The 21,950-nt window shown below is 58.1% G+C and carries 18 protein-coding genes and 4 pseudogenes; 14 read left to right on the top strand and 8 right to left on the bottom strand.

Going from position 1 to position 21,950, the window contains the following annotated elements; all coding sequences use genetic code 11:
• The first annotated feature begins 50 nt into the window (after positions 1 to 50).
• Positions 51 to 1,115 (top strand): IS110 family transposase, encoded by a 1,065-nt coding sequence (locus IVB18_RS13175; protein WP_247988806.1) that lies wholly within the window; start codon positions 51 to 53, stop codon positions 1,113 to 1,115.
• 360 nt (positions 1,116 to 1,475) lie between these two features.
• Here the strand turns inward: IVB18_RS13175 and IVB18_RS13170 are convergent, their stop codons facing one another.
• Together IVB18_RS13170 and IVB18_RS13160 are read right to left on the bottom strand one after the other, a co-directional pair.
• Complete coding sequence (locus IVB18_RS13170; protein WP_247989533.1) at positions 1,476 to 1,799, bottom strand: hypothetical protein; 324 nt, start codon at positions 1,797 to 1,799, stop codon at positions 1,476 to 1,478.
• A gap of 419 nt (positions 1,800 to 2,218) precedes the next feature.
• A pseudogene (locus IVB18_RS13160) lies at positions 2,219 to 2,710 on the bottom strand (transposase); the annotation flags it as partial.
• 408 nt (positions 2,711 to 3,118) lie between these two features.
• Here IVB18_RS13160 and IVB18_RS13155 point away from each other — a divergent pair.
• The 7 genes from IVB18_RS13155 to IVB18_RS13125 all read left to right on the top strand — a co-directional run bounded on the left by IVB18_RS13155 (position 3,119) and on the right by IVB18_RS13125 (position 11,247).
• Positions 3,119 to 4,516, top strand: a complete 1,398-nt coding sequence (locus IVB18_RS13155) for a pyridoxal-phosphate dependent enzyme (RefSeq protein ID WP_247989531.1) — start codon at positions 3,119 to 3,121, stop codon at positions 4,514 to 4,516.
• 3 nt (positions 4,517 to 4,519) lie between these two features.
• Positions 4,520 to 5,230, top strand: coding sequence for a VTT domain-containing protein (locus IVB18_RS13150; protein ID WP_247989530.1), 711 nt, complete (start codon positions 4,520 to 4,522; stop codon positions 5,228 to 5,230).
• A gap of 123 nt (positions 5,231 to 5,353) precedes the next feature.
• Positions 5,354 to 6,247, top strand: a complete 894-nt coding sequence (locus IVB18_RS13145) for a transporter substrate-binding domain-containing protein (RefSeq protein ID WP_247989529.1) — start codon at positions 5,354 to 5,356, stop codon at positions 6,245 to 6,247.
• The gene (locus IVB18_RS13140) at positions 6,247 to 9,078 is read left to right on the top strand and encodes an EAL domain-containing protein (RefSeq protein WP_247989528.1); all 2,832 of its coding nucleotides are present in this window, start codon (positions 6,247 to 6,249) and stop codon (positions 9,076 to 9,078) included. The genes IVB18_RS13145 and IVB18_RS13140 overlap by 1 nt, the downstream gene beginning before the upstream one ends.
• A gap of 622 nt (positions 9,079 to 9,700) precedes the next feature.
• Positions 9,701 to 9,895, top strand: coding sequence for a hypothetical protein (locus IVB18_RS13135; protein ID WP_247989527.1), 195 nt, complete (start codon positions 9,701 to 9,703; stop codon positions 9,893 to 9,895).
• Between the two features lie 424 nt (positions 9,896 to 10,319).
• Positions 10,320 to 10,625: a hypothetical protein gene (locus IVB18_RS13130; protein ID WP_247989526.1), complete on the top strand. Its 306-nt coding sequence runs from the start codon at positions 10,320 to 10,322 to the stop codon at positions 10,623 to 10,625.
• 436 nt (positions 10,626 to 11,061) lie between these two features.
• On the top strand, positions 11,062 to 11,247 hold the full coding sequence (locus IVB18_RS13125) for a hypothetical protein (RefSeq protein ID WP_247989525.1): 186 nt from the start codon (positions 11,062 to 11,064) through the stop codon (positions 11,245 to 11,247).
• Positions 11,248 to 11,846: 599 nt separating this feature from the next.
• Here the strand turns inward: IVB18_RS13125 and IVB18_RS13120 are convergent.
• Positions 11,847 to 12,078: pseudogene (locus IVB18_RS13120) on the bottom strand (hypothetical protein).
• 689 nt (positions 12,079 to 12,767) lie between these two features.
• On the opposite strand from IVB18_RS13120, the gene IVB18_RS13115 reads away from it, so the two are divergent.
• Both IVB18_RS13115 and IVB18_RS13110 read left to right on the top strand, forming a co-directional pair.
• Positions 12,768 to 12,914, top strand: coding sequence for a hypothetical protein (locus IVB18_RS13115; RefSeq protein ID WP_247989524.1), 147 nt, complete (start codon positions 12,768 to 12,770; stop codon positions 12,912 to 12,914).
• A gap of 1,492 nt (positions 12,915 to 14,406) precedes the next feature.
• Positions 14,407 to 14,598 carry a hypothetical protein gene (locus tag IVB18_RS13110; protein WP_247989523.1) on the top strand — a complete coding sequence of 64 codons (192 nt, stop codon included), beginning with the start codon at positions 14,407 to 14,409 and terminating at the stop codon, positions 14,596 to 14,598.
• 319 nt (positions 14,599 to 14,917) lie between these two features.
• Here IVB18_RS13110 and IVB18_RS51590 read toward each other — a convergent pair whose 3' ends face one another.
• Positions 14,918 to 15,040 (bottom strand): hypothetical protein, encoded by a 123-nt coding sequence (locus IVB18_RS51590; protein ID WP_256476725.1) that lies wholly within the window; start codon positions 15,038 to 15,040, stop codon positions 14,918 to 14,920.
• A gap of 8 nt (positions 15,041 to 15,048) precedes the next feature.
• Between IVB18_RS51590 and IVB18_RS13105 the strand changes: the two are divergent.
• Positions 15,049 to 15,282, top strand: a pseudogene (locus IVB18_RS13105) (recombinase family protein); the annotation flags it as partial.
• A 235-nt stretch (positions 15,283 to 15,517) separates the two neighbouring features.
• Here IVB18_RS13105 and IVB18_RS13100 read toward each other — a convergent pair.
• The 3 genes and pseudogenes from IVB18_RS13100 to IVB18_RS13090 all read right to left on the bottom strand — a co-directional run bounded on the left by IVB18_RS13100 (position 15,518) and on the right by IVB18_RS13090 (position 19,502).
• Positions 15,518 to 15,877 (bottom strand): response regulator, encoded by a 360-nt coding sequence (locus IVB18_RS13100; protein WP_247991628.1) that lies wholly within the window; start codon positions 15,875 to 15,877, stop codon positions 15,518 to 15,520.
• Between the two features lie 219 nt (positions 15,878 to 16,096).
• Positions 16,097 to 16,755 (bottom strand): annotated as a pseudogene (locus tag IVB18_RS13095) (response regulator).
• Entirely contained in the window at positions 16,752 to 19,502 is a 2,751-nt protein-coding gene (locus IVB18_RS13090) for a PAS domain-containing protein (RefSeq protein WP_247989522.1), read from the bottom strand. The pseudogene IVB18_RS13095 and the gene IVB18_RS13090 overlap by 4 nt, the downstream one beginning before the upstream one ends.
• Before the next feature lie 153 nt (positions 19,503 to 19,655).
• Here IVB18_RS13090 and IVB18_RS51915 point away from each other — a divergent pair, with 153 nt between their 5' ends.
• Genes IVB18_RS51915 through IVB18_RS13080 form a run of 3 tightly spaced genes read left to right on the top strand, consistent with a single transcriptional unit; the run spans position 19,656 to position 21,194 of the window.
• The gene (locus IVB18_RS51915; protein WP_346732628.1) at positions 19,656 to 20,372 is read left to right on the top strand and encodes a molybdopterin-dependent oxidoreductase; all 717 of its coding nucleotides are present in this window, start codon (positions 19,656 to 19,658) and stop codon (positions 20,370 to 20,372) included.
• Positions 20,369 to 20,848, top strand: coding sequence for a hypothetical protein (locus IVB18_RS51910; protein ID WP_346732627.1), 480 nt, complete (start codon positions 20,369 to 20,371; stop codon positions 20,846 to 20,848). The genes IVB18_RS51915 and IVB18_RS51910 overlap by 4 nt, the downstream gene beginning before the upstream one ends.
• Before the next feature lie 13 nt (positions 20,849 to 20,861).
• The gene (locus IVB18_RS13080; protein ID WP_247989521.1) at positions 20,862 to 21,194 is read left to right on the top strand and encodes a cytochrome c; all 333 of its coding nucleotides are present in this window, start codon (positions 20,862 to 20,864) and stop codon (positions 21,192 to 21,194) included.
• Between the two features lie 48 nt (positions 21,195 to 21,242).
• Here IVB18_RS13080 and IVB18_RS13075 read toward each other — a convergent pair whose 3' ends face one another.
• Entirely contained in the window at positions 21,243 to 21,596 is a 354-nt protein-coding gene (locus IVB18_RS13075) for a hypothetical protein (protein ID WP_247989520.1), read from the bottom strand.
• Between the last annotated feature and the right edge of the window lie 354 nt (positions 21,597 to 21,950).

Genomic DNA, 21,950 nt, shown 5'->3' with positions numbered 1-21,950 from the left:
CCCTGCCAGCACGACAAGCTGGCAAGGGGCGCCCAAGACAGGAGCACGCCATGTCTCAGAAACTCAGCTCAGCGATCGCCGTGATAGGCATCGATATCGGCAAGAACTCGTTCCACATCGTGGGCCACGATCAGCGCGGCGCAATCGTGCTGCGGCAGAAGTGGTCACGCGGCCAGGTAGAAGCACGGCTCGCCAACCTGCCAGCGTGCTTAATCGGTATGGAGGCCTGCGTCGGCGCGCATCATCTCAGTCGCAAGCTCCAAATGCTCGGCCACGACGCCCGACTGATGCCCGCGAAATACGTGCGCCCCTATTCGAAGGGACAGAAGAATGACTTCCGTGATGCGGAAGCCATCGCCGAGGCTGTCCAACGCCCGACCATGAAGTTCGTCGCGACCAAGACCGCCGACCAGCTCGACCTGCAGGCGCTGCACCGCGTGCGCGAGCGATTGGTCGGTCAGCGTACCGGCGTCATCAATCAGATCCGTGCGTTCCTGCTGGAGCGGGGCATCGCCGTGCGGCAAGGCCTGCGTTCGCTGCGGTCCGAGTTGCCGGGTATTCTCGCGACGCGCACCGATGTCCTCGCGCCTCGCATGTTGCGCATCATCGAGGACCTGGCAGGAGACTGGCGCCGACTGGACGCGCGCATTGAGGACCTCTCCAGCGAGATCGAAGCATTGGCTCGTCAAGACAAAGGCTGCGAGCGACTGATGACGGTCCCGGGCATCGGCCCGATCATCTCGAGCGCGATGGTAGCCGCGATCGGCACTGGAGACGTGTTCTCGAAAGGCCGCGACTTCGGCGCCTGGCTTGGACTGGTGCCGAAGCAGATATCGACAGGCGACCGCACGATCCTCGGCAAGATATCAAGGCGCGGCAATCGCTACCTGCGCGTTCTGTTCGTGCAAGCCGCGTGGGTTGTGCTGGTCAAGGTCAAGTGTTGGGAGCGCTATGGCCTCAAATCTTGGATCGAAGCCGCCAAGAAACGATTGCACCACAACGTGCTGGCGATTGCGCTCGCCAACAAGCTCGCCCGCATCGCCTGGGCGGTTCTCAACAAGGGGCGCGCCTTCGAGTGCGTCAAGACAGATGAGGTGGCGTCCCGACCTGCTTGATCCTCGCGCCGTGCTCGGGGCCGTCAAGGCGCAGCCTGGCAGCGGTCGAGCAAGCCGTCAGGACAGCACGACGGCCGGCCTTGACGGCCCTTGCGCGCGGCGCGTCTGCGCGCGCAGGCCGGGACGAAGGAACGACCGCCAGGCACGAACAAAGGAACAGTGCGAAGTGAGGAGCTATCGATGACGTAACCAACATCCCTTACCCGCCGAGGTCTGCGAGAGGATGAGACGACGATGGAGAATCGGTCTTCCCGGCGCATGCGAACACTGGTGACCCGAATGGCCCCTTCGAGGCCTGTCCGCTAATTAGCTCGAATGCGCGCTGATATCCATGATGGCCCGGAGCACAACACGCTCCAATCAGAGGCCGGATACATTGATGCAAGACCGCATCTGCCAGGTTGACGAAACCTCTTGCAACGCGCGGCCGGACCATACATTCGGGTTAAACGCCGGGACATAGTGTCGGTTCAATGCCCGCACGATGCCGATATGGGCAAACATCGTCGGGCCGCCGAGCTCGACGACGAGCATCAGGGCCTCCATCGCGGCTTGCCACTCCGGCGCGGCGTGCTCTTTGTTCGGCAGCGCGGCGATATACTGGCCGGCATCCAACAGGGTCACCAAGCTCAGGCCGGCTACTTCTATCGGTTCTTCGAAAGGCCGTCCCCAGCCCTTGGTCATGTCGTGTTTCGATACCCCATGGCCGACCTTGGCGCCTTGTCCCAATTGAAATCGGGCCGCACGTTGGAGCCCCGCTTGCCGCAAGCACCGCAGACGAAGCGAGGCTCGATATCAGAAAGCCGGACGCCATCAGGCCATCGATCAGCGCTTAGGGCAACGTTATGGCTGCATCGGTAGTCCGCGCAATAGACCAGGACGCCGCGCACGCCGGCATTGCGCATTTCGCCGAAGGTGATCTTCACCGGCTGGCCGTCGGCGCGCGTTTGCGTATGACGCCACGCAAATTATCGATTCCTAGCGGCTTGGAACGGCGGCGAGATACTGATTGTCGTGGGTGTGGAGAACTGCCGCGCGGTAGTTCTTGGCCATCTCCAGCAAAGATGCTGCGGTAAGGTCGTCGGCCCACCCTCGCCCACTCCCGACAGACAAACTCCATTCTGACGTACCTTCACGTAGGTGGCGTCGATCCACAAATACAGCCAGTCGCCCGCGATCGGATGGCCGAGGAACGCCTTCACCTTGTCGTCGATCTCGCCGCAGAGCCGGGTCACCTGGCTCTTGGAGATGCCGGTCATGCCCGGGGCCTGCACCAAATCACACCGTACGGATCGAGACGCCCTGCACGTAGACCTCCTGCACCACGGCGGTGAGCGCCTTCTCGGCCATGCGTGGTCGCGGCTCCAGGAAACCCGGGAAGTGGGAGCCTTCGCAGCTTCGGGATGCGAAGTTCGACCGCCGGCGCAGGTCTCCCAGATCCGGTCGCGGTAGCCAGTACGCTGGGCCAGACGTTCGGGGCGCTTCTCGCCGTATGCCGGCCCTGTCTGGCTTTCGACCTCCAGCTCCATCGGCCTTTAGGCCGCAAAGCCGATCATCTCGCGCAACGGATCGGCATCAAGGGCCTTCTTCGCCATTGCCGCGACTTCCTATGATCGCTTGAAGTGTCCCCGCCCGCAGGGAGGGGCGCGGACAGCACGAGGGCTATCGCGACGGTGACCGTAGCCTGGGAGAGATCGAACTCGCGCATTCCCAATTGAAAAGCCCATTGAAATGTCGGGCAATTTTTCCCTCTTTTCCGCGGAATTTGAGTTTGGAGACTTTTGTAGCCAGGGAGCTGCAAGTTTTGAATGCGCATCCGTCTCCGAAACTAGTTTGGTTTGTCGAATGCGCCTTCTCCAGCCCTTTCTCACCTGGCAGGCCTTCGGATGAGTCCTGGTTAATCAAGCCTTAAAAGTATTCTCGCGAAGGGCCTATTCGGATTGGAATAAGGTAAAAAAACAGTTAATCTACAAACATACCGATTGTAACTCGGATGTTGTGGAATGAACCTCTCTCGACGAAACTTTGTGCAAGGAGTCGTTCTGGGGGGCGCCGCGCTGGGCGCGGTTGGCGTATCTCAAGGCCGGCGCCCGATGCCGCCGCTGCCCCAGATGGCGGACGTTTCAAACTTCACGCCACCCTCAGCGATCTTGAACTCGCAATCTTTGGCTCTCGGGAAGATCTTTCCCGCCCTGCTGGATCCCGATGCCATCGAGGGTCCTTTCATCGCCAACACGCTTTCCCGTGAAGATTCGTCTGCCGGCTTCATTCGCCTGGGCGAGCCCGGGAATTCCGTCTTCCTGAGGCAGGCTGATACCCGGGCCACTATTCCCTGGGCACCGATATTCTTACGGGAAAACAACCTTTTGCAGTTGCCACCGTCCGTGACATGTCAGATCGACTGCTCGGATCTTTTGGTGATGAACGAGAGCAGTACGCGCTATCCCGTCTTCGGCAACAAGGCGCGCAAATATGAGTTCCTGCTTCCAAACCTGAAGTGGTCTGGATCCAAGCGACTGGGAACAATAGGCGCGGTGTCCAGCAACCATGCGCTGCAATTCGCGCTGGCTAATCGCGCGTCCGATTTGACAGGCGATGGACAGCCGCTGAATTGTGCCTTGGACATGGTGCTTTTTGAAGTTCCGGGAACCGAGACGGACCTGGCACGCCTGGCAATTTTACGGAGCCTGGTTGAGCACATTTCTCTCGCCAGTAACGACGTCGAATTGGCGGGCCAGGCTGCGTATGCATATGGGGCGCACTGGCTGCATCCAGATACGGATTCGCTCGTTCCGCCGGGCGGCTCGAACGAAGTGAGCGCCCTGGGACACATGAATGCGATCGCTGAGCTGGCGCAGTTGCTCGATACCGCTCAGGCGTGGAAAGCGCCACCGGATGTCATTTTTGTCGCCATGGGGAGCGGTTCGACGGTTTTGGGCCTGCTCCTGGGCGTCCACCTAATGGGATGGAATACCAAGGTGGTGGGGGTGGCCGATCAGGACAAATCCCGTCTGACGCGATGGGTGGTCAATCGGCAGCCCTCCGTGCCTTTTGTGGAAGGGAATGTTGCCCAGCTCGCGCAGAGCACGGTGGAATGGCTGCACAAGATCCGCTTCCCGGGCATTTCGCCAGACGCGCTTCGCGTGATGCAACACGAGACTTTCTTGCCGGACTCCACCAGCTGGGCGCCTGGCTACGGCTTGATCGAACCTGCCGACGATGAACGGGCGAAAGAGTTGAAAGAGGCGGGCCTAAGCCTTGATCCAGTCTTTACTTTGAAAGCCTGGCGATCGTTGCTCACCATGTCGCAAGCCGGCGCGCTAAAAAATAAGAAGGTACTTTTTTGGAACACCTACAACAGCTTTGACTACATGCCGCCTCTTCTATCCAGTTTGGGATAGCTGATGCGTAGTTATAAGCCATTGATTTTCTATATGTCGGCCGTCCTGCTTCTATCGTTGGCGTATCTTGCATCGCCTATCTCGAGAGAAGCTGTTTGGCAGCTGTTTCCGGGCTTTGAAGCAATGGCCCACGCAAACCCACTCGTCACCGCGCTGATGTTTTTGGTCACATCCGCCGTCCTTACGTTTCTGGCCTTTCCCTCGATGCCAATGGTTTGCATGGCGGCGGGTTTTTACATGGATGGGTTTGAAGGAGGAGCCGCTGTGCTGCTCGGCAGCGCCTTTGGCGGTTTGAGCGCGTTTCTATTTTATCGAAAGCACATTCAACGTCCCAGTGCTCAATTAAGTGAACAATCCGCCGTGAAGATTTGGCTGACGTTGCTCGGATTGCGCCTCTCGCCGCTCGTGCCCGCGCCACTGGTGAATTTCTTTGCCGCAATCTTCGATGTCTCCCCCCTTCAGTACGTGACGACCAGTTTGTTGGGCAGTGCGCCACTCGTCCTGTTTTATGCACAAATAGGACAGCAAGGGCACCACTTCTTGTCCGGCGAAACCCCGCACTGGCGGCAATTTTCAGGATACTTGATCATATTAACCTTAAGCTCGCTGCTGAGCGCGATGGGCCCCTGGAGGTCGGTGTTGAACGAGCTCAAGCTGCTGAAAGGTTCATCCGGATCGAGTACACTTCCGCTACACTCAGCATCTGGTATGTAATCTTTTACCCTTAACAGGGATTTTCCGAAAATTCGATTCTGCTTTATTGTATTCCGCTATCCTTTCTTAAGTTCCGACTTGTAGGTTGCAGGCGCTACCGACATAAACGCAAGGTGCGCCTCCATGCTCTGGAAACGTATCGCCCTTGGGTCGCTCAGCGGCGCCATGGCCATTCTGTTCATGACCTCAAGCTGGGCAGCTGATCTTGCAGAGATCAAGCAGCGCGGCGAAATCCGCCATATCGGCATCCGCTACGCCAATTTCGTCACCGGCGCGGGCGACGGTTTAGACGTCGAACTGATGCAGGGTTTCGCCAAACGAATTGGCGTCTCCTACGAGCTTGTCTACTCCGATTTTTATTCGGTGATCCGTGACCTGCTCGGCAAAGATGTAGTGCGTAAAGACGGCGAAGTCACGCTGACAGGCGACTATCCAGTCAAGGGTGATGTGATATCGACCGGATTTACCATGCTGCCGTGGCGCGAGGCGATCCTTCTGTATTCAGATCCGGTTCTTCCGTCCCAAGTTCTGCTGGTGGCACCGGCCGAGTCCGAACTCCAGCCGATTGAGGACGGCGCCGATCTCGCGACGGATATCGCCAATACCCGGAAGGCCATAGGATCAAGAAGCGTGCTTGTCATGGAGCGCACCTGTCTCGATCCGACCAATTACGGCCTGGTCAATGTCGGTCTTGACTTGAAGTCCTACAACAAGAGCGCCAACCTAAATGAGATGGTTCCGGCCATGCTCAACAAGGAAGCCGAACTCACGCTGCTTGACGTGCCGGACGCCATTCTCGATTTGCGCAAATGGGCCGGCAGGATCAAGATTCTGGGACCGATTTCCGGCCGGCAGATGTTGGCAACCGCCTTTCCCAAGGACGCGCCGGCCCTGCGCGACGAGTTCAACGCCTATTTGAGCGACATCAAGGCCTCTGGTGTCTATGACCGGCTCGTAGACAAATACTATCCCGGCATCCGCCGATTTTTCCCAGAATTTTTCACGAAGACAGATTGATGCAGTCTTCGCTGATCAGATTTACTCGATCTCTAGCTCCGCATTGGCTCTCGATCGCAGCGGGGGCCTTTCTGCTGTCGATGTTCTTCCTGATCGGCAATCTTTATTCGTCGCAGATGGAATTGCGGCAAAACGCCAATGCGCGTCTGGTTTCAGTCGGTGAAGCACGCGCCGCCGAGATCAGTGATTTTTTAAGCGAGCGCCGGCAAGCCGCCGTACGGCTTGCCGGCAGCGAGGACATCGCCAATTATTTCACCAATCTCGATCTCGGAATGTCCGTCAGATATGGGCTTTTTGCCAATCTGGCCGCAATCGAGCGCCGCTTTCAGGCGACCCTGGACGAGGAGAAATATCAGGGGCAACTCGCCTATGTGCGGTTGGCTTTTTTCGACCGAAACGGCATAGCTCAAGTTGATGTCGGCGCCTCCAGCGCGCCAACACTTTCACTGACGGTAAACCGGGCCGAGCCGAGCATTCAGATCGATGAGAAGCGCCGCCTGATTGTGGCGAGTGCGCCGGTGCTGCGGAAGGGCACGATGAGGGGAGCGGTGGACACCGTGAGTAGCCTTAATCTGCTTGCATCGCTGGTTTCTACCAACGACCTCGGACAGCCAAACGAATTCCTGCTGGGAGACGAGGGCGACGTGCTGCTGCCTGTCGAACGGGAGCGCTCACCCATTGTCGCCCACGGCCGCGCGCTGACTGCCCTTCAATCCGGCCGCATCCAGCCCCTGTCAAATCTCGAGGCTCCCGAACTGAAGGGATATCTCGCTCTGCGCACGCCGATTGGAGGCACACGGCTTTCCGTCCTGCGGCTAGCGAGCGAGGATGATCTTTACGGCAACACGCTCTCGCCCGTCTCCGTCTTTTATATTGGTCTTTTCGCCATCATACTCTTCGGATTGGCCATCGGCTTCGAGCGAATGCGTCAGAATGCGGCGCGGCTGCAAATCAAGTTCACCGAATCCAATCGCCATAGAGCGGAGCTGGCCGAACATAACCTCTCACTCTCGCAAGAAATCGAGCGTCGCGAAGCTATTGAGAACGATCTGCAGCGGCAGAGCGAAGCGCTGGACAAGACGAATGCTGAACTGCGCATAGCTGCCGCCGCGTTTAATGCTCAGGAAGGGATGATCGTCACCGATACCAAAGGGGTGATCCTGAGTGCCAACCGCGCCTTCGTCAGCTTGACCGGCTATACGATGGAAGAATTGATTGGACAAACAGCGCGCCTGTTCCGGGCGCATCGCCGCAATGCCGAGTTCTACCAGAGCATGTGGAATTCTGTAAAAAATGCCGGCGGCTGGCAAGGCGACATGAGCCTCAGGACCAAGAGCGGAGAACATTGCGCGCGCTGGCTCACCATATCCGCCGTAAAAAACGAGGCGGGCGAAGTTACCAATTACATCGGCTCTTATTATGATGTTTCCAAACTCAAGCACGCCGAGGAAAAGATCCTGGAACTGGCCTTTTTCGACCAGCTCACAGGTCTGCCCAACCGCGTCCTGCTGATCGACCGAGTGCGTCAGGCACTCAACGCCAATACTCGCAACAAGTCCTTCGGCGCTCTGCTCTTTATCGATCTCGACAATTTCAAGACGCTGAATGACTCGCTTGGGCACGACGTGGGCGATCAGTTGCTGAAAAAGGTGGCTCAGCGCATCTCCCGTTGTGTTCGGGCGGACGATACGGTTGCCCGCTTCGGGGGCGATGAATTCGTCGTTCTTCTCGCCAATCTCGGTACGCAGAAGGCAAAAGCCGCTGCGTTGCAAGCCGAGGCGATAGGAGAACAAATTCTCTCTGCCTTCGTTGAGACTTTTCAGCTCGATCCGTATGAATATCCCTGTACACCCAGCATCGGCGTGACTTTGTTTTCGCCCGAGGACCGCAACGTCGATGAATTGCTAAAGCGGGCAGATCTGGCGATGTATGACGCAAAAACCGCAGGCCGAAATAGCCTCCGGTTCTTCGACCCTGTCATGCAGATTATGATTTCAGCGCGCGCTTCCCTCGAGGCCGATCTGCGAGAAGATCTCAAAAAGGAAAGACTCCTGCTGCACTATCAGCCGCAGGTCGATCACGAAGGAAGGTTGCTGGGAGCGGAGGCGCTGGCGCGCTGGCCGCATGCGGAGAGAGGCGTGGTTTCTCCGAGCGAATTTATTCCGGTCGCAGAAAGCGCAGGTCTAATTCTCCCGCTCGGCGCCTCGATGCTGAAAATCGCCTGCCGTCAACTCGCCCGCTGGTCTGCCGATCCAGCAACCGAGCATCTGACCGTCGCGATCAACGTCAGCGCCCTGCAGATGCGCCAGAAGAATTTTGTCGAAGAGGTCCGCGCGATCATCGAGCAAACCGGCGCCGATCCCCATCTTCTCAAAATCGAACTCACGGAAAGCACATTGGTCAGCAATGTCGATGACGTGATCGCCAAGATGGACAAATTGAAGGCGATCGGGGTCGGCTTCAGCCTCGACGATTTCGGAACCGGCTATTCATCCCTTTCATACCTGAAGCGGCTACCGCTCGATCAGCTCAAGATTGATCGTAGTTTCGTCAAGGATATTCTTGTCGATCCAAACGACGCCGCCATAGCACAAATGATCATCGCGCTTAGCAAGAGCCTGGGCCTTTCCGTCATCGCCGAAGGTGTCGAAACGGATGAGCAATATGCCTTCCTGGCGAGCCAAGGACGGCTCAATTACCAAGGCTATTTGTTCGGTCGCCCCCTGCCGCCGGAAGATTTCGAGAGGTTCGCCCGAGCTTTCTCGCCGCGTCGCAGTTCGAGGCAGGAACGCCTTTTTATCGATCGAGATCTGCGCATAAAGCGTCTTTAGAAGTGCTCCACTAGCTGGAGTCTCTAGCAGGGCGAAATCTTCCACTTAAATCGGCTTCACAGAATTCAAGTGTGTCCTGAACAAGCGTTTGCTTGTGCCATCAGCGCGGCGTTGGCTGGTCGGTTGAAGGGCGCGTCCGGATTCCCACCCGCGCGCACTTCAAGCAAAAGGATCCAGCAAACGCCGCCAAAGCCGCCATTGGGGCCGGAGACGCGATTGAAGTGATCGACGCGACGGTTGGCCGGCGAACACGACATGATAGGCCCGCCAGCGTGGTTCGCCCCTCGCAGACGCAAAAACCCCCGCGCACGAACGCTGGGGTGTTTTCGAAGCAATCATTTGATCTAAGCAATGGGTGACAGACGATGCTCGTTGCGCTTGTGAAGTAGTTCACAGATCGCAACAGAAAAGCCAACTAGTTTGAACGACAGCGCTGCGTGCACCTATCTATCATCTAAGTCCGTCAGAATTAGATGGCCGCGATTTTATGCTCCGGTCAGGGGAATGCCGGCGTCCCGGAGCGAAGATACTCCGCTCCAGCGACGTCTTGGAATGTTGCCTCGGGGCCGCGTCACCCCGTGAAGCAAAAAAGGAATGAAATAGTACCCGTCAAAGGAAGACGATGATGATTGACGACCAATTAGCGCGTGCACATCGCAACAATATTCAACGCTATCGCCACTTATTGCAAACCAGCCTGACAGAGTTTGAGCGCCTGTTTGTCGAAAGGCGGCTCGATCTCGTACCGCTGGCGCTCCGCAAGCGGTCGCCGACAGTGACGGAAGTTGGCGAGGGATATTACAGCTACAATCGGTAAGCGCCGGGGCTACAACCTGACATGCTGGAAAGCGGACAGCCTCGTTACCCTGCACTGGCAAGGGAAGTTTCGCAGACCGGACTTCGCGCCACTCTCGTCCCAGCTCGAGACTGTGACTTCAACCCAGCTCAGAGACAGCAAGGGACGGCAAATCCCCAGCGTGATTGCGCGGGCTCTATCGGAGATCGAAAAGAGCAAGGCAGACGCCAACTCGCGGGAAGACGAAGACGCCATGTTGCTCGCCATCGCCGACCATCCCCCGCGCGTCCTATGCCGGCCTGGCTGTGGCGCTTGGGTGGGTATCGCTGCATAAATGAGTGAGCTTTAATGACTGTTTTTCGGTTGAAGTTTCACTGGCTTTTGATTGAGCAGAGATCCAGACTTCCTCAATTGATTTCTGTGATTTGTTTTAGGGGACATTGCGATGGTGAAATCAGCTGTTTCCCGTGAAGCTTTTCGTGGGTTGTTTGCTCTCTATGCCGCAAAGGCTCACCATGATCACCATGATGATGGTGAAAACCGCTTACTGAAGTTGTTCGTGTCGACCAAAGACATTCCTGATTATTTGCTTGAGTTATGGTCAGATCGCACTCAGCTGCTCGACCCCAAAATCGTTGGTAGCATGCTGGGCCGGCGCACACGTCAGATCGCCGACGGCAGCGCACATTATGACCATGCCAGCGACTTTCTCCATGCGCTCCTTAGAGACATGGACCGAAAAGCGCACTGATGGTTTCGTCGTTTCCTCTTTTTAGGCGGGGCCGCTTTTTGGTCCTTGCGCCGCCCGACCGGCAAGCGCTTCAACCCCGCACGCCGACTATTGCGCGTTCGGTCGTTTGGGCACACACCCGCCCCTTGTGCACCATAGGCTCGCCTGTTCGTTTCCACGATCAGCACCAGTTGATCGCACGGCTGTGAGGGCCTTGGCGGGCTTAGTCGGATCGAAGTACCTTTCTTGCTGAGGCATCGCAGGGCTCTTGCCCAGAGTGACACGATATCGAGCGGCGCCGGCGCCCTCACCGTCGGCGCCTTTGCGAATTCCGCGAGGCTCTGGCTTTGGGGGCTCGCATCATTTTGGGCCTCCCCTTCATGCCACATCATTCTGATAGCACTTGCGTTCATCCTCCAGTTGCGGTTGGATTGCGGCTTTAGGATTATAAATCCAGATGGCCATCCAATTGATTGTGGCGAAAGTTCTCAGAGACGAACTTGCATCGCTTGGCATCCGGTCATTGACCGCCGAAGAATCGGAGGCGATCGCTGCTCGTATCTTCGAACGGATCACCGATCTCGAGCTAGAGCTTGCCGCGCGCAACTTCAACATCGCCACGAGCCGCGACAGCCGAACGTGACGAGTACTATGTCTGTTTATGATCCATGCGGCGAAAGCTGGAGAGCATGCGCAGGCAAGCTGTTCGGCTGACATTTCCCGAAATCGAAGACATTCTTGGAAGGCCGTTACCTGCCTCCGCGTATAAGTTTAGCGCGTGGTGGGGAAATGAAAGCCCGCGCAAAGCTGGTCACACGCAAGCTTTGGCGTGGCTGGACGCTGGGTTCACGGCGAGGGTATCGCTGAAGCAGCGAGCCGTTGAATTTCATCGAGCCTGTTAAGGGTCGTCGATAGGCAGAGGTCGTGATGATGGAGATTATCACGGCGTGAAAGCGAAACGATTGTGCGGCTAGAAGATTTGAACTTCGCTCTATTGCTGTCGGGGGACTCCTGCCGAATGGATCATATGCGGAACTAAGTGCAAATGAGGTGCTTGCTAGACATGGTGCGGCCAATCGTTACAGCCGAGAGATGATAGTGCGGGCCATGCGGTGTCCAAGGCGCCTTGAGCGGCACAGCGCGGTGTCGAGGGCGGGACGATGAACTCGCGGCCGTTCTTGGTGCGGGGCACCGGGCAAGCCGGATCAGTCGGGCCTCTCGGCTACCTACCCTCGCTACAATCTATGCGCGCCCCGCCCCTTGCCCCGCGATCGGCCCCGAAAGCGTCTGCAGCCCCGCCTCGATGACCGAGATGTCCTGCTCGACCTGAGCGATCGACGACCGGAAATCGAAGCCGCTCCGGGCCTTCAGGTCGACCGCCAATCGCCAGCGGTGCATCCTCAGATCCTCAAGTGACTGGCGGTCCTTCAAGCGGGGCATAGCCGTCAACGATCAATTCCATCGCACTCAACATAACTGCCCCACAATACGAATTCGGATTTCCAACGCGATTCAGCATAAAGCCGGTGGTCTGCGAAGTAAATTGGTGTCGTCCCGAGCCTGCGCACCGGCCAGTCTGCAAACCTAAGGCGAGGTCATAGCCCCTCGCCCATTGTACGTTCGTTTGCACGTCGGCGGCGGCGGCTTATTTCGACCATGCGCCGGCCGCAGCGGTCCTCTGCTGCGGCCCCTTTTTAAGCCGACAGATCAAGCCTGTATTACCGGGAGCAACGACCTTCGGCAAACTTCAAGCTTGTTTTATTGCGCTGCACGAATTGGGTTGCTAGGTGAGCGGTCGAGCAACCACTGCCCGGGTAGGTTGAAGGCCATGGCGCTCGACCGCCTGGACGCGGACGGCCGCGACCAGGCACCACAATAATGCGAGTCCGCTCTACAATTTCGTCTTCGCCTTATATCCAAATATTAAATTTGCCAGTTAACTGCATGCCGCCAGCCTGAATCGGCGGGCAGTCAGGACCAACGCTTGTCCGCCGGGTGCCCGCTCGTGGTGACCACCCGTTGACCGGCGCTCAGGTCACGCGACCACAAACCTTAAGAAACAACAGATACTCATAGTTGTTTGATTTTCCTTCTGAGGTGTTTCCATGTTGAAAACCAATTGTTTGATTGTACGAGCCTACGGCAGGCAACTGGATCAACTGCGTGCAGAAAGCGTCCCGCATTGCACGGGGAAGCAAGATTGACTGGTGGATCGAGCAAGCTGACAAGGGCACCCGCTTTTGCTTTGAGGATGCCGAAGCGAAAAGGACCTTTGCCTCGATCTGCGAAAACTTCGCCGCCATGCCTTGATGCCTAGCGAAACAAAGGCCCGCCATCGTGAACCGGCGGCCTTTGATTTAAGAGCAATCACGGCCCAGCACGCCTCAGTCCGGTGAGGCGCGCCGGGCCTAACCATTCCCCGCTTCCCCCGTGAGGTTTGGCTGAGCCAGCATAAGCGATTCTAGGGACGCCTTGTACGTGTCTGTGCAAGCTCCAGAAGGCGATCAGCCGAAGGCCACGGCCTCGATCAACAGCAACATGAGAACGGCTTCCACTGGGCGCTTCGGCGTACCCAAGGATTACTTTTGCAACTCCTTGCGGCCACCGCTCAGTTGGAGAACACTGTCTTCATTTCAGAAAGGTATTCAAAGGTGGGAACGTCCAGGATATCGGAAGTCCTCGTGTGGTGGGCCGCGCTCGCGCGCCTGCTTCATGGAGCCGGCGGATGTTTGTTGAAAGCGATTTGAAGCGGTCGCCATCCGAAGAGAAGCACGTGGGTATCGGACTAAAGGCGAACAATAACCGGGACAGAAACGCCCGCAATGACTGAGACGGAAGTTCGAAAGGCTGTTACGTCGCACAACCCGCAGCGCAGCAAATGTTGTTCCCTCCCCTTCCCCCCGAGAGACGAACTCGAACCGCGAGTTTGCTCGGCTGGAGAGCGAGCTGCCTGCCATGTGGTTCTTCGGGACATTGTCGATTTTCATGATCATCTATGCGATCTGGGTGAAGTTCGTGACGATCTAAAAGCGCGTACCTTTAGCGTCTCGACGCGCCTCCTAGTCCCGACGAAACAATCCAAGCCCTCAAAATGGGAAGCGTATCGCAACCCGGGCGGGCGGAAAAGCTCCTCCGGTGGGGGCGGCCTGTTGTGCCAACCCGCCGGCCGAGGCGAGCAGCCTAGCCTAGACCTGAAGACGCTCATTTTTTATTGGGCCTGTGAAGTGGCTCACAATTGGCAGGCGTAAGCCGGGCATAACGTCCGCGCATCGAAACCGGAGCACACCCATGAGATTTGCAAATTCAGGGACGCTCGCGCTTACAGCTGCAGCATTTGTGGCTGCTATCGTAATGCTGTCGGTTACCCACGAGTCTCTGAGCCCAGCTTGGGAGCGGATCGGCAATGCAGCCGGGTCGCGTTTTTCCTGACGAGTTGTTCGCAAATCGAGCGCAACGCCGAAATGGCTTCGCGCGCAACAATTGCCGAGGCGTCAGTGGGCGCGACTGTCGCTCATCCCGGCGACCGCCATTAGACCGGGACCGTCGGTCCGCACCATTCTGGTCGGGCTCGCCGCTCCCCTAAATGGCGCCCCAAGAGCGTGCTACCAGCGACGTCGAATGCTGGAAACCGAGGGGCGGGCTCGAATGTCGCTGGGACCACGCGTCACAAAACATTGACTGACGAGTGCCAATCTCCCCGCTCGGATCTCAGGACCCGGAGTGGAATGCGTGGCGGGCGCCGCCGAGCGAGCAGATACCGCTCGCGTGGCGCCTAGCATAGTCTCCAACCGGAGCAGAACGCATGTTCGACGCCGAAACGACTGCGCTACTCAGAGCAGTGCTTGAGGAAGTATGCGAGAACATTTCCGTGTATGAGACCGGCGCCAGAGCGCACGTTGCCTCCAAGATCCTCGAAGCCGCGGCAAACGGTCAACTCTCAATACATGACTTGAAGGCAGCGGGTCACAACGCCCTGAACGCGCCTACGATGTGACGCTGATTGCCCTTCCGAGCACTAGCCGTCGCTGGCAGGCGCCCTTTCTCGCACGAGCTCTGAAAGTAGGAGCTTGGCGACCATTAGGGCGAAAACCGACGAATAGAATGAGCCGCTGGGTATTCAGACCTACGAGAATCATGCATTTAATTGGTCTGATTTTTCATGACCCATTTCAATGCAAGCGGAGGCCCCACATGGACAGGCCTGCGGTAGTTAAAACCCTGACCGTGACAATCTACGGCGTCGCGTACCACGGGACATACTTTGTCCAGAACTCGATCGTGTATGTTCAATCGACGTTCGGAAGCAAGGCAACTCAGCTGGGAAAGTTGCCGCCGGAAAAGGTAAGCTCGGTAGTGCACCATCCCCCCCAAAAGCCTTCATCCATCAGCGTCCGCTCGATGTCAAAATTGAAACCAGACCTGGCGGGCTTGATCATCGGACCGTCCGGGCGCTATCGCCGCTGCAACCGCTGCCGCCAAGGAAGCCGGAGAACGGCGGAATCAGGTGCGCGATGCTCTCAGTCGCGACCTCGAGGCGGCGCGCTATGCCGCCGACCGGGCTTTCCGGCAATACGATGCCGCTGACCCCGCGAACCGGTTGGTGGCGAGCGAGCTTGAAGCGCGCTGGAACAAGGCGCTTGCCCATGCCGCGGAGGTCGAGGGCAAGATCGCTATGCATGATGCGACGACGCCCGCCCCCCTTCGGACGCGTTCAAGGCGAGCCTAATCGGTACATGCGAACGGCTCGATCCTACGGAGGTTGTTTCGAGTGTCGTGTTGGTTTCGGACGGCGCATACTTTAGTTTAGGTGCGGGAGAATTCGTGCGAACATCGTGATGGCGTGCGAACAGCCTGCGCGGGTGTGATAACGCGCCGACATTGATCGCTGCACCTGGCCCGCTCGGCCCCGATGCTCAAGTCGGGGCGGTTTTGACGCAGTTTATCAGATCCGGCGCGGCGAAGGGTTTGGCCAGGAAGCAAATGGCTCCGGCCTGCAGCGCTCTGGCGCGGACGCTCTCATCGAGGAACGCCGTGATAAAAATAAACGGCACGATGTAACCGCGACTACGCATGTGCGTCAGAAGGTCCAATCCGTTCATGCCAGGCATCTGCACATCCGCAACAACACACGACGCTTCATCAAAGTGGGGCGACTGCAAGAATTCCTCGGCTGAAGCAAACGTATGGACCAAGTATCCATGCGAGCTTAGAAGATTGTCAATCGCAGCGCGAACCGATGCATCATCGTCAATGACTGAAATCTCCGAAAGCATCGACAAGGCGACCTTCCTGACGCGGGCAAGGCGCTTGCCTCAGCACTCGCCCAAGCCAACAATGAGCCGCCAATCAGGATTCTGAAATCATACTTAGGTTTGTGCGTGCGAGGACCTGAGGCCGAATTGTAAGCGTTTGGGCCTTCGAATTTAAGACCCCCGCGTCCATTTCGCAGGGAGGGCCGCATCTGGAAGTGGCTTCGGCCCTTAGGCCGGGTGCTAGGGCTTGATGCGGTGAATTCCGAGCGTTTCGGCCTTTCTCACCAGATCGGCCAACGACTTCACATCCATCTTCCTCATGATATGCCCGCGATGGATCTTCACGGTAATCTCGGCAAGTCCGAGCTCGGCTGCTATTTGTTTGTTCATGAGGCCAGACGACACCAAAGCCAATATCTCTCGCTCGCGAGGCGTCAGGGCCTCAACAAGCGCCTGCAAATTTGCGACGATCCTGTCATCTTCGCGCCGCTTCCGATCGCGTTTAATCGCCATCATCACCGCGTCCAGCATCTCCTGGTCGCGAAACGGTTTGGTCAGGAAATCCACGGCCCCACCCTTCATGGCCCGGACGCTCATCGGAATATCGCCATGGCCACTCATGAAGATGATTGGAATATGAATGTTTGCCCTGGCCAGCTCGGCCTGAATGTCCAGCCCGCTCAATCCCGGCAATCTAACGTCAAGGACCAGGCAGCTCGCGACATCGGGAAGCTTCGTCGGCAGCATCTCGGACGCCGAACCAAATAGCTCAACCTCCAGGCCTACCGATTGAAAAAGATTGCTGAGCGCTCTGCGCATCGAACGTCGTCTTCGACGACGAAGACGACCGGCTCTTTGGCGACTGCAGGCGCATGCGATGGTTTTCGAGGCTCGGTCACAACGCCTCCTCCTGATGCGAGGGCAGGACAAATTGAACAGTCGCACCCGGCCCCTCATTGCGGCCAGCCGACAACCGTCCGCCGTGGGCCTCCACGATCGAACGGCAGATCGAGAGACCCATCCCCAGGCCGCTGGACTTGGTGGTGAAGAAGGCGTTGAAGAGCCGATTTGCATTCTCGGCGGAGATCCCGACGCCGCAATCCGTCACACTTACGAGCGGTTGGTGCCTGTCGTCTTTACCCGATCGGATCACCAGTTCGCGCGGCCGATCCGTGACTGTCTGCATTGCTTCGATGCCGTTCATCACCAGGTTTATGATCACCTGCTGCAGCTGGACCCGATCACCAAGGATCATTGGTAGAGCCGGCGCCAACTCCGTTCGCAGTGATACGCGGTGGCTAGTTAACTCACGTTGCACCAGCGCAATGACCTCCCTGATCACGTTATTGACGTCGAGCGGCACCCTCTCAATGTCGGCCTTGTTAGCGAGCGCCCGGACCCGACGGATCACCTCACTCGCGCGGCAACTGTCGTTGATAACCCATTCCACCGAGCGACGCGCTGCAGCCAGGTCGGGAGTTTCGCGGTCGAGCCAGCGCAGACAGGCTTCGGCGTTGGCGACCACGGCGGCGAGCGGCTGGTTCACTTCATGGGCGATGGAGGCCGTCAGTTCGCCAAGCGTCGTCACGCGCGTCACGTGTGCGAGCTCCCCCTGCGCCTTGCGCAGCGCCTGTTCGGCATGATCTGCGCGGATCGTCGCGGTGATGTCGGTCCCGGTGCCCCGATAGCCCACGAAATTGCCGGTCGCGTCGAAAATTGGCTTGCCGCTTGACCGAACATATACCGGAGACCCACTCTCGCTTATGGTGCTATACACGAAATCGCGAAAGGGCAGATGTGCCTCGTGCATCGTCCGATGCAGTCGCCATTTTTCGGGTTCCGATTCAACATCGGTTGCAATATCCCAGCGAGCCACGCCGGTCAGGCGCGCGGGCGCGATGCCGACGGCGCTGAGGTGGTCCGATGCGCGCATGACGCGGTGATCCGGCCCGGTCTCCCAAAGCCAATCCGAGGCCGTTTCGGCATAATCGCGAAAGCGCTGCTCGCTCTCACGAAGCGCGACCTCGGTCTGCTTGCGGTCCTCGATATCGGTCGCTGACCCATACCATTTGACAATGTTGCCGGCCTCGTCGCGCATCGGCACGGCTTCGAACAAAAACCAGCGATATTCGCCATCGAAGCGCCGGAGCCGCGCTTCAAGCCCGCCTCGCATGCCGGACTGCTGTATTGCGCTCCACTTCTGCAACATGCCCTTCCTGTCGTCAGGATGAAAAGCGCGAGGCCAGCCGGTTTCCGTCTGGTCCAATGAGAGGCCGGTATAGTCTAGAGCCGGTTGGCTAAGAAAGTCGGGGATCCCTTCTGGTCCGGCGCGCCAGACCAGCGTCGGGATTGTGTCGATGACCAGTCGAAGGCGATCTTCGGATCTCTTGATTTCGTCGAAAGCCTTTTGCAATTTTTGCTTTGCTTCATATTGCTCGGTGACATCCAAATGCGTACCGATCAATTCGACCACATCGCCCTCGCTGTTGACGACAGGGTGCCCCACCGAATGGATGCGTTTTATCGATCCGTCCGGAAGAACTATCCGGAAATCAACTTCGAACTCTGTTTTCTCTCGGATCGCTCGGGACGCCGCTTCGACATTGCGGATCCTGTCTTCCGGATGAATGCGATCCCGTAAGGCTTGCAGCGGCACTTCGCCCTTTTCCAGATCGAAGCCAAAAATGTGGTAAACTCCGGGGGACTGATACGCCCAGCCGCGACGGCGCACATCCCAGGCCCAGCTGCTGGTACGGCTCACCTGCTGCGCTTCGGCCAAATAGGCCTCGCTCCGTCGCAGCTTACGCTCCGCCTCCCTCGCGACCGTGACATCCGTCACTGCTCCGAGGAACTCGACGCCGCCTGTCGCATCTTTCGCAGCACGAGCTACGGCATGGACATATTTCACTGAGCCATCCGGCATCAGCAATCGATATTCATGGTCGAAATTCTTGCCGTCGCTGGACGCGCAATCGATGGTCTTTTGCACGGCGGCGCGGTCTTCCGGATGGGTGCGCTGGACAATGCATTCCAGCGTCGGTTTCGTCGCTTGGTCGCATCCAAAGATTCGGAAGGTTTCGTCTGACCAGAAGATTTCCTGGCTGGAGACATTCCATCCAAAGCTCCCCGTGCCGCTCAATCTCTGCGCTTCGGTCAAATACATCTCGCTCTGCAGCAGAGCGGCTTCAATGCGCTTTTGACCCGCAATCGCTGCTTTCAGGTCGTCGCTGGAACGCTGGAGAGCCTTCGTGGCTGTTCGCTGCGCCGAAATCACAAACGCAACAAAGAGGGATATAATGGAAAACAGGACCAGACGCGGCAGCTCCGAAATACCCACAACGAATAGATTATGCTTCCAAGTAAATGAGTTGATTGGCGGCACAAGGTAATAATGGAAAGCGAAAAGGGCGATTATGATCGCCAACAGCGCCGGGCCGAACCCGCCAAGCCAGGCAGAAAAAATGACGGCACAAAGCATCAACAATGCGATGGGCTCGGCGTGCAGCAGACGCGTTATAAGATCGGCAGCAACTATCGCAACGGCGACCGACAAGACTGCCATTGCGTAGAAGGAAAGCCCTCGCGCAGCGCTGTCAGGGAGAAACCGCGCGGCTGAATTCCGCAGATTGCTGGTTTGGTTACGCATCATTTTCGCAGAGCGTCCCGGTCCCGACGGGAGGATTAGAGCACTTTGCAGGGAGGCCAGCAATTCGTTCCAGCTCCCGCCGGACCGCGCTTACGGTTCCGGGCCATCCGCGTTCCTATTTGAAGCGACTTTGTCGATCGATTTGGGCCAACATTGCCCGCGGCAGTGCAGGAACATGGCGCCCAACGGAAGTCCTCGCCGGCGTCAGCAGAGGAGACGGTCGATCTGCACGTGCCGGGCGGTCCGAGCACGCGGTTAATCACCACATCCTATCCGCAAAAAGGCCGAATGATCCTGCAGCGGTCGAGCCCGCCATGGCTCGAAACTCCCTTTGAAGTCTTCGACAGGGGCGTGTTCACCCCAAACGACCAGCATTATGTCAGCTGGCACTGGGCGACTTTTCCCGGCGACGTCGATGTGGATAGCTTTCGTCTGGCGGTTCGCGGCCAGGTCGATCAGACCCTTTCGCTGTCGCTCAAGGATATTCTGCAGGGTTTGCCGAGATTCGAAATCGCCGCGGTCAACCAATGCGCTGGCGCTTCGCGGATTTACGCCGAACCACGCGTTGCGGGCGCTCAATGGGCAAATGGTTCGATGAGCAACGCGATCTGGACCGGCGTGCGTCTCAAGGATGTGCTTGACCGTGCCGGTGTAAAGTCTGGCACCATTCAGGTCCGCTTCGGCGGCCTCGACGAGCCGGTGATGCAGGACGCGCCGAAATTCCTGAAGTCGCTCACCATCGATCACGCTCGGGACGGCGAAGTGATGATCGCTTTCGCCATGAACGGCGAGCAGCTTCCATTACTGAATGGATTTCCGCTGCGACTCGTCGTACCCGCTGGTGCGGGGTCTACTGGATCAAGATGTTGAACGACATCGAAGTGCTCGATCAGCCCGACACCAATTACTGGACGGCGACTGGCTATCGCGTGCCCGATACGCCGCACAACAACGTCAAGCCTGGCGAGACCGGTTTCAACTTGGTGCCGGTGACCCGCAATGTTCCGCGGTCGTTCATCACCAACATCCGTAACGGCGATAGCCTGCCGGCGGGGGCGCCGGTTTCGGCGCGGGGTATCGCCTTCGGCGGCGATTGCGGCGTTGCCCGCGTCGACTTCTCGATCGATGGCGGCACGAGCTGGCAGCCCACCCAACTCGGTGCCGACCTGGGGAAATACGGCTTTCGGCAATGGCAGACGCAATTTACGCTGCCTGCTCGCGGCGCGCACACCCTGATGGTTCGTTGCAGCAACATCAAAAACGAGGCGCAGCCCGATTTCAAGATCTGGAATCCGGCCGGCTACATGTACAATACTGTTGAAACGACCCATGTGGTCGCGGCCTGAGGAGGAATCAGGAATGCTCCGTGCTGTTCTGGCGATGGCCACTGGTCTCGGTCTCGTTCTGTTGTCACATCCCGGCCACGCTGCAACGATCACCACGTTGAAGTCGCTCAAGCTGGATGTCCCCACCAGCGACGCGATGTTTCGCGCTGGTCCTGGATCTGATGCGATCAACAACAACTGTCTCGCCTGCCATTCGGCCGATCATGTATTGAACCAGCCTTCGTTGTCGAGGGAGGCCTGGCAAGAGGTCGTCAACAAGATGATTGCGGCCTACAAGGCTCCTGTCAGCCCTGACGACGCCAAGGCGATCGTGGACTATCTGGTTCGCGCCAAAGGCGCTTCCTAGGCCCGGTAACATAGACCTCGGCGATAGCATCCCTCGCACCCCTAAGCTTTAACGAATCGAAATGGGCTCGCTATGAACAAACTCGCAATCAGCGTCGGAGTGGTGACGACGGTTTTCTGCTTCTCGGTCGAGGCTCAGACCATCAACGTAATGACCCTCGACCAAGTCGGAGCCCAGCAAGTTCTGCGAGCAGCCAAGGAGAGCGCGGAGCAGCGGAATGCGCTCTCGGCGGTCGCGGTGGTTGATCCCGCCGGCGATCTGCTTGCTTTCCAGCGTATGGATAATGTCCGCCCGGCAAGCGCACACCTCGCCATCGAGAAGGCGCGAACGGCAGCGCGGCTGCAACGGCCAACGGAGGAGATCGAGGACAACATCCCGAACGGCATTCGTCACTGCCGGCATCGCAGCACTGCGCGGCGGCGTTCCGATACGCGTAAACGGCAAAGTCGTGGGCGCAGTTCGTGTTGCCGGCTTGAGCAAGGAGACGGACACCGGAATTGCGAACACCGCAGCGGCGGCACTGAGCTCCGGACCGAAGACAGATCAGGGTAGATGACGGATTTACAGTTCGCTCCTTGCACGTACGTCGCGTCTTCATCAGTCTTGCGCGCGCGTCCCATCTAGATTCGAGGCTCAGGCCATAGCAAGCGCCCACCATCTCGCTATGGGCGGTGCTGATGGCCTACCTGTCTCTGCCACACCCCTGGGCGTCGCGGCCACCGGTCCTTCGCGCGCAGACCTGTGCCGCTTCACCGG

It is taken from the genome of Bradyrhizobium sp. 186 (genome assembly GCF_023101685.1).
Lineage (GTDB): Bacteria > Pseudomonadota > Alphaproteobacteria > Rhizobiales > Xanthobacteraceae > Bradyrhizobium.
The sequence above is the reverse complement of the archived record's forward strand: the minus strand, read 5'-3'. Positions and strand labels throughout refer to the sequence as shown.

Coding starts and splice junctions, on each gene's coding strand:
- IVB18_RS13090 (WP_247989522.1), bottom strand. CDS start 19,502: ATGCGTAACCAAACCAGCAATCTGCGGAATTCAGCCGCGCGGTTTCTC.
- IVB18_RS51590 (WP_256476725.1), bottom strand. CDS start 15,040: ATGATCAAGCCCGCCAGGTCTGGTTTCAATTTTGACATCGAGCGGACG.
- IVB18_RS13125 (WP_247989525.1), top strand. CDS start 11,062: ATGGCCATCCAATTGATTGTGGCGAAAGTTCTCAGAGACGAACTTGCA.
- IVB18_RS13080 (WP_247989521.1), top strand. CDS start 20,862: ATGCTCCGTGCTGTTCTGGCGATGGCCACTGGTCTCGGTCTCGTTCTG.
- IVB18_RS13140 (WP_247989528.1), top strand. CDS start 6,247: ATGCAGTCTTCGCTGATCAGATTTACTCGATCTCTAGCTCCGCATTGG.
- IVB18_RS13145 (WP_247989529.1), top strand. CDS start 5,354: ATGCTCTGGAAACGTATCGCCCTTGGGTCGCTCAGCGGCGCCATGGCC.
- IVB18_RS13110 (WP_247989523.1), top strand. CDS start 14,407: ATGTTCGACGCCGAAACGACTGCGCTACTCAGAGCAGTGCTTGAGGAA.
- IVB18_RS13175 (WP_247988806.1), top strand. CDS start 51: ATGTCTCAGAAACTCAGCTCAGCGATCGCCGTGATAGGCATCGATATC.
- IVB18_RS13100 (WP_247991628.1), bottom strand. CDS start 15,877: ATGCTTTCGGAGATTTCAGTCATTGACGATGATGCATCGGTTCGCGCT.
- IVB18_RS13130 (WP_247989526.1), top strand. CDS start 10,320: ATGGTGAAATCAGCTGTTTCCCGTGAAGCTTTTCGTGGGTTGTTTGCT.
- IVB18_RS13075 (WP_247989520.1), bottom strand. CDS start 21,596: ATGCCGGCAGTGACGAATGCCGTTCGGGATGTTGTCCTCGATCTCCTC.
- IVB18_RS13135 (WP_247989527.1), top strand. CDS start 9,701: ATGATGATTGACGACCAATTAGCGCGTGCACATCGCAACAATATTCAA.
- IVB18_RS13150 (WP_247989530.1), top strand. CDS start 4,520: ATGCGTAGTTATAAGCCATTGATTTTCTATATGTCGGCCGTCCTGCTT.
- IVB18_RS13170 (WP_247989533.1), bottom strand. CDS start 1,799: ATGACCAAGGGCTGGGGACGGCCTTTCGAAGAACCGATAGAAGTAGCC.
- IVB18_RS13155 (WP_247989531.1), top strand. CDS start 3,119: ATGAACCTCTCTCGACGAAACTTTGTGCAAGGAGTCGTTCTGGGGGGC.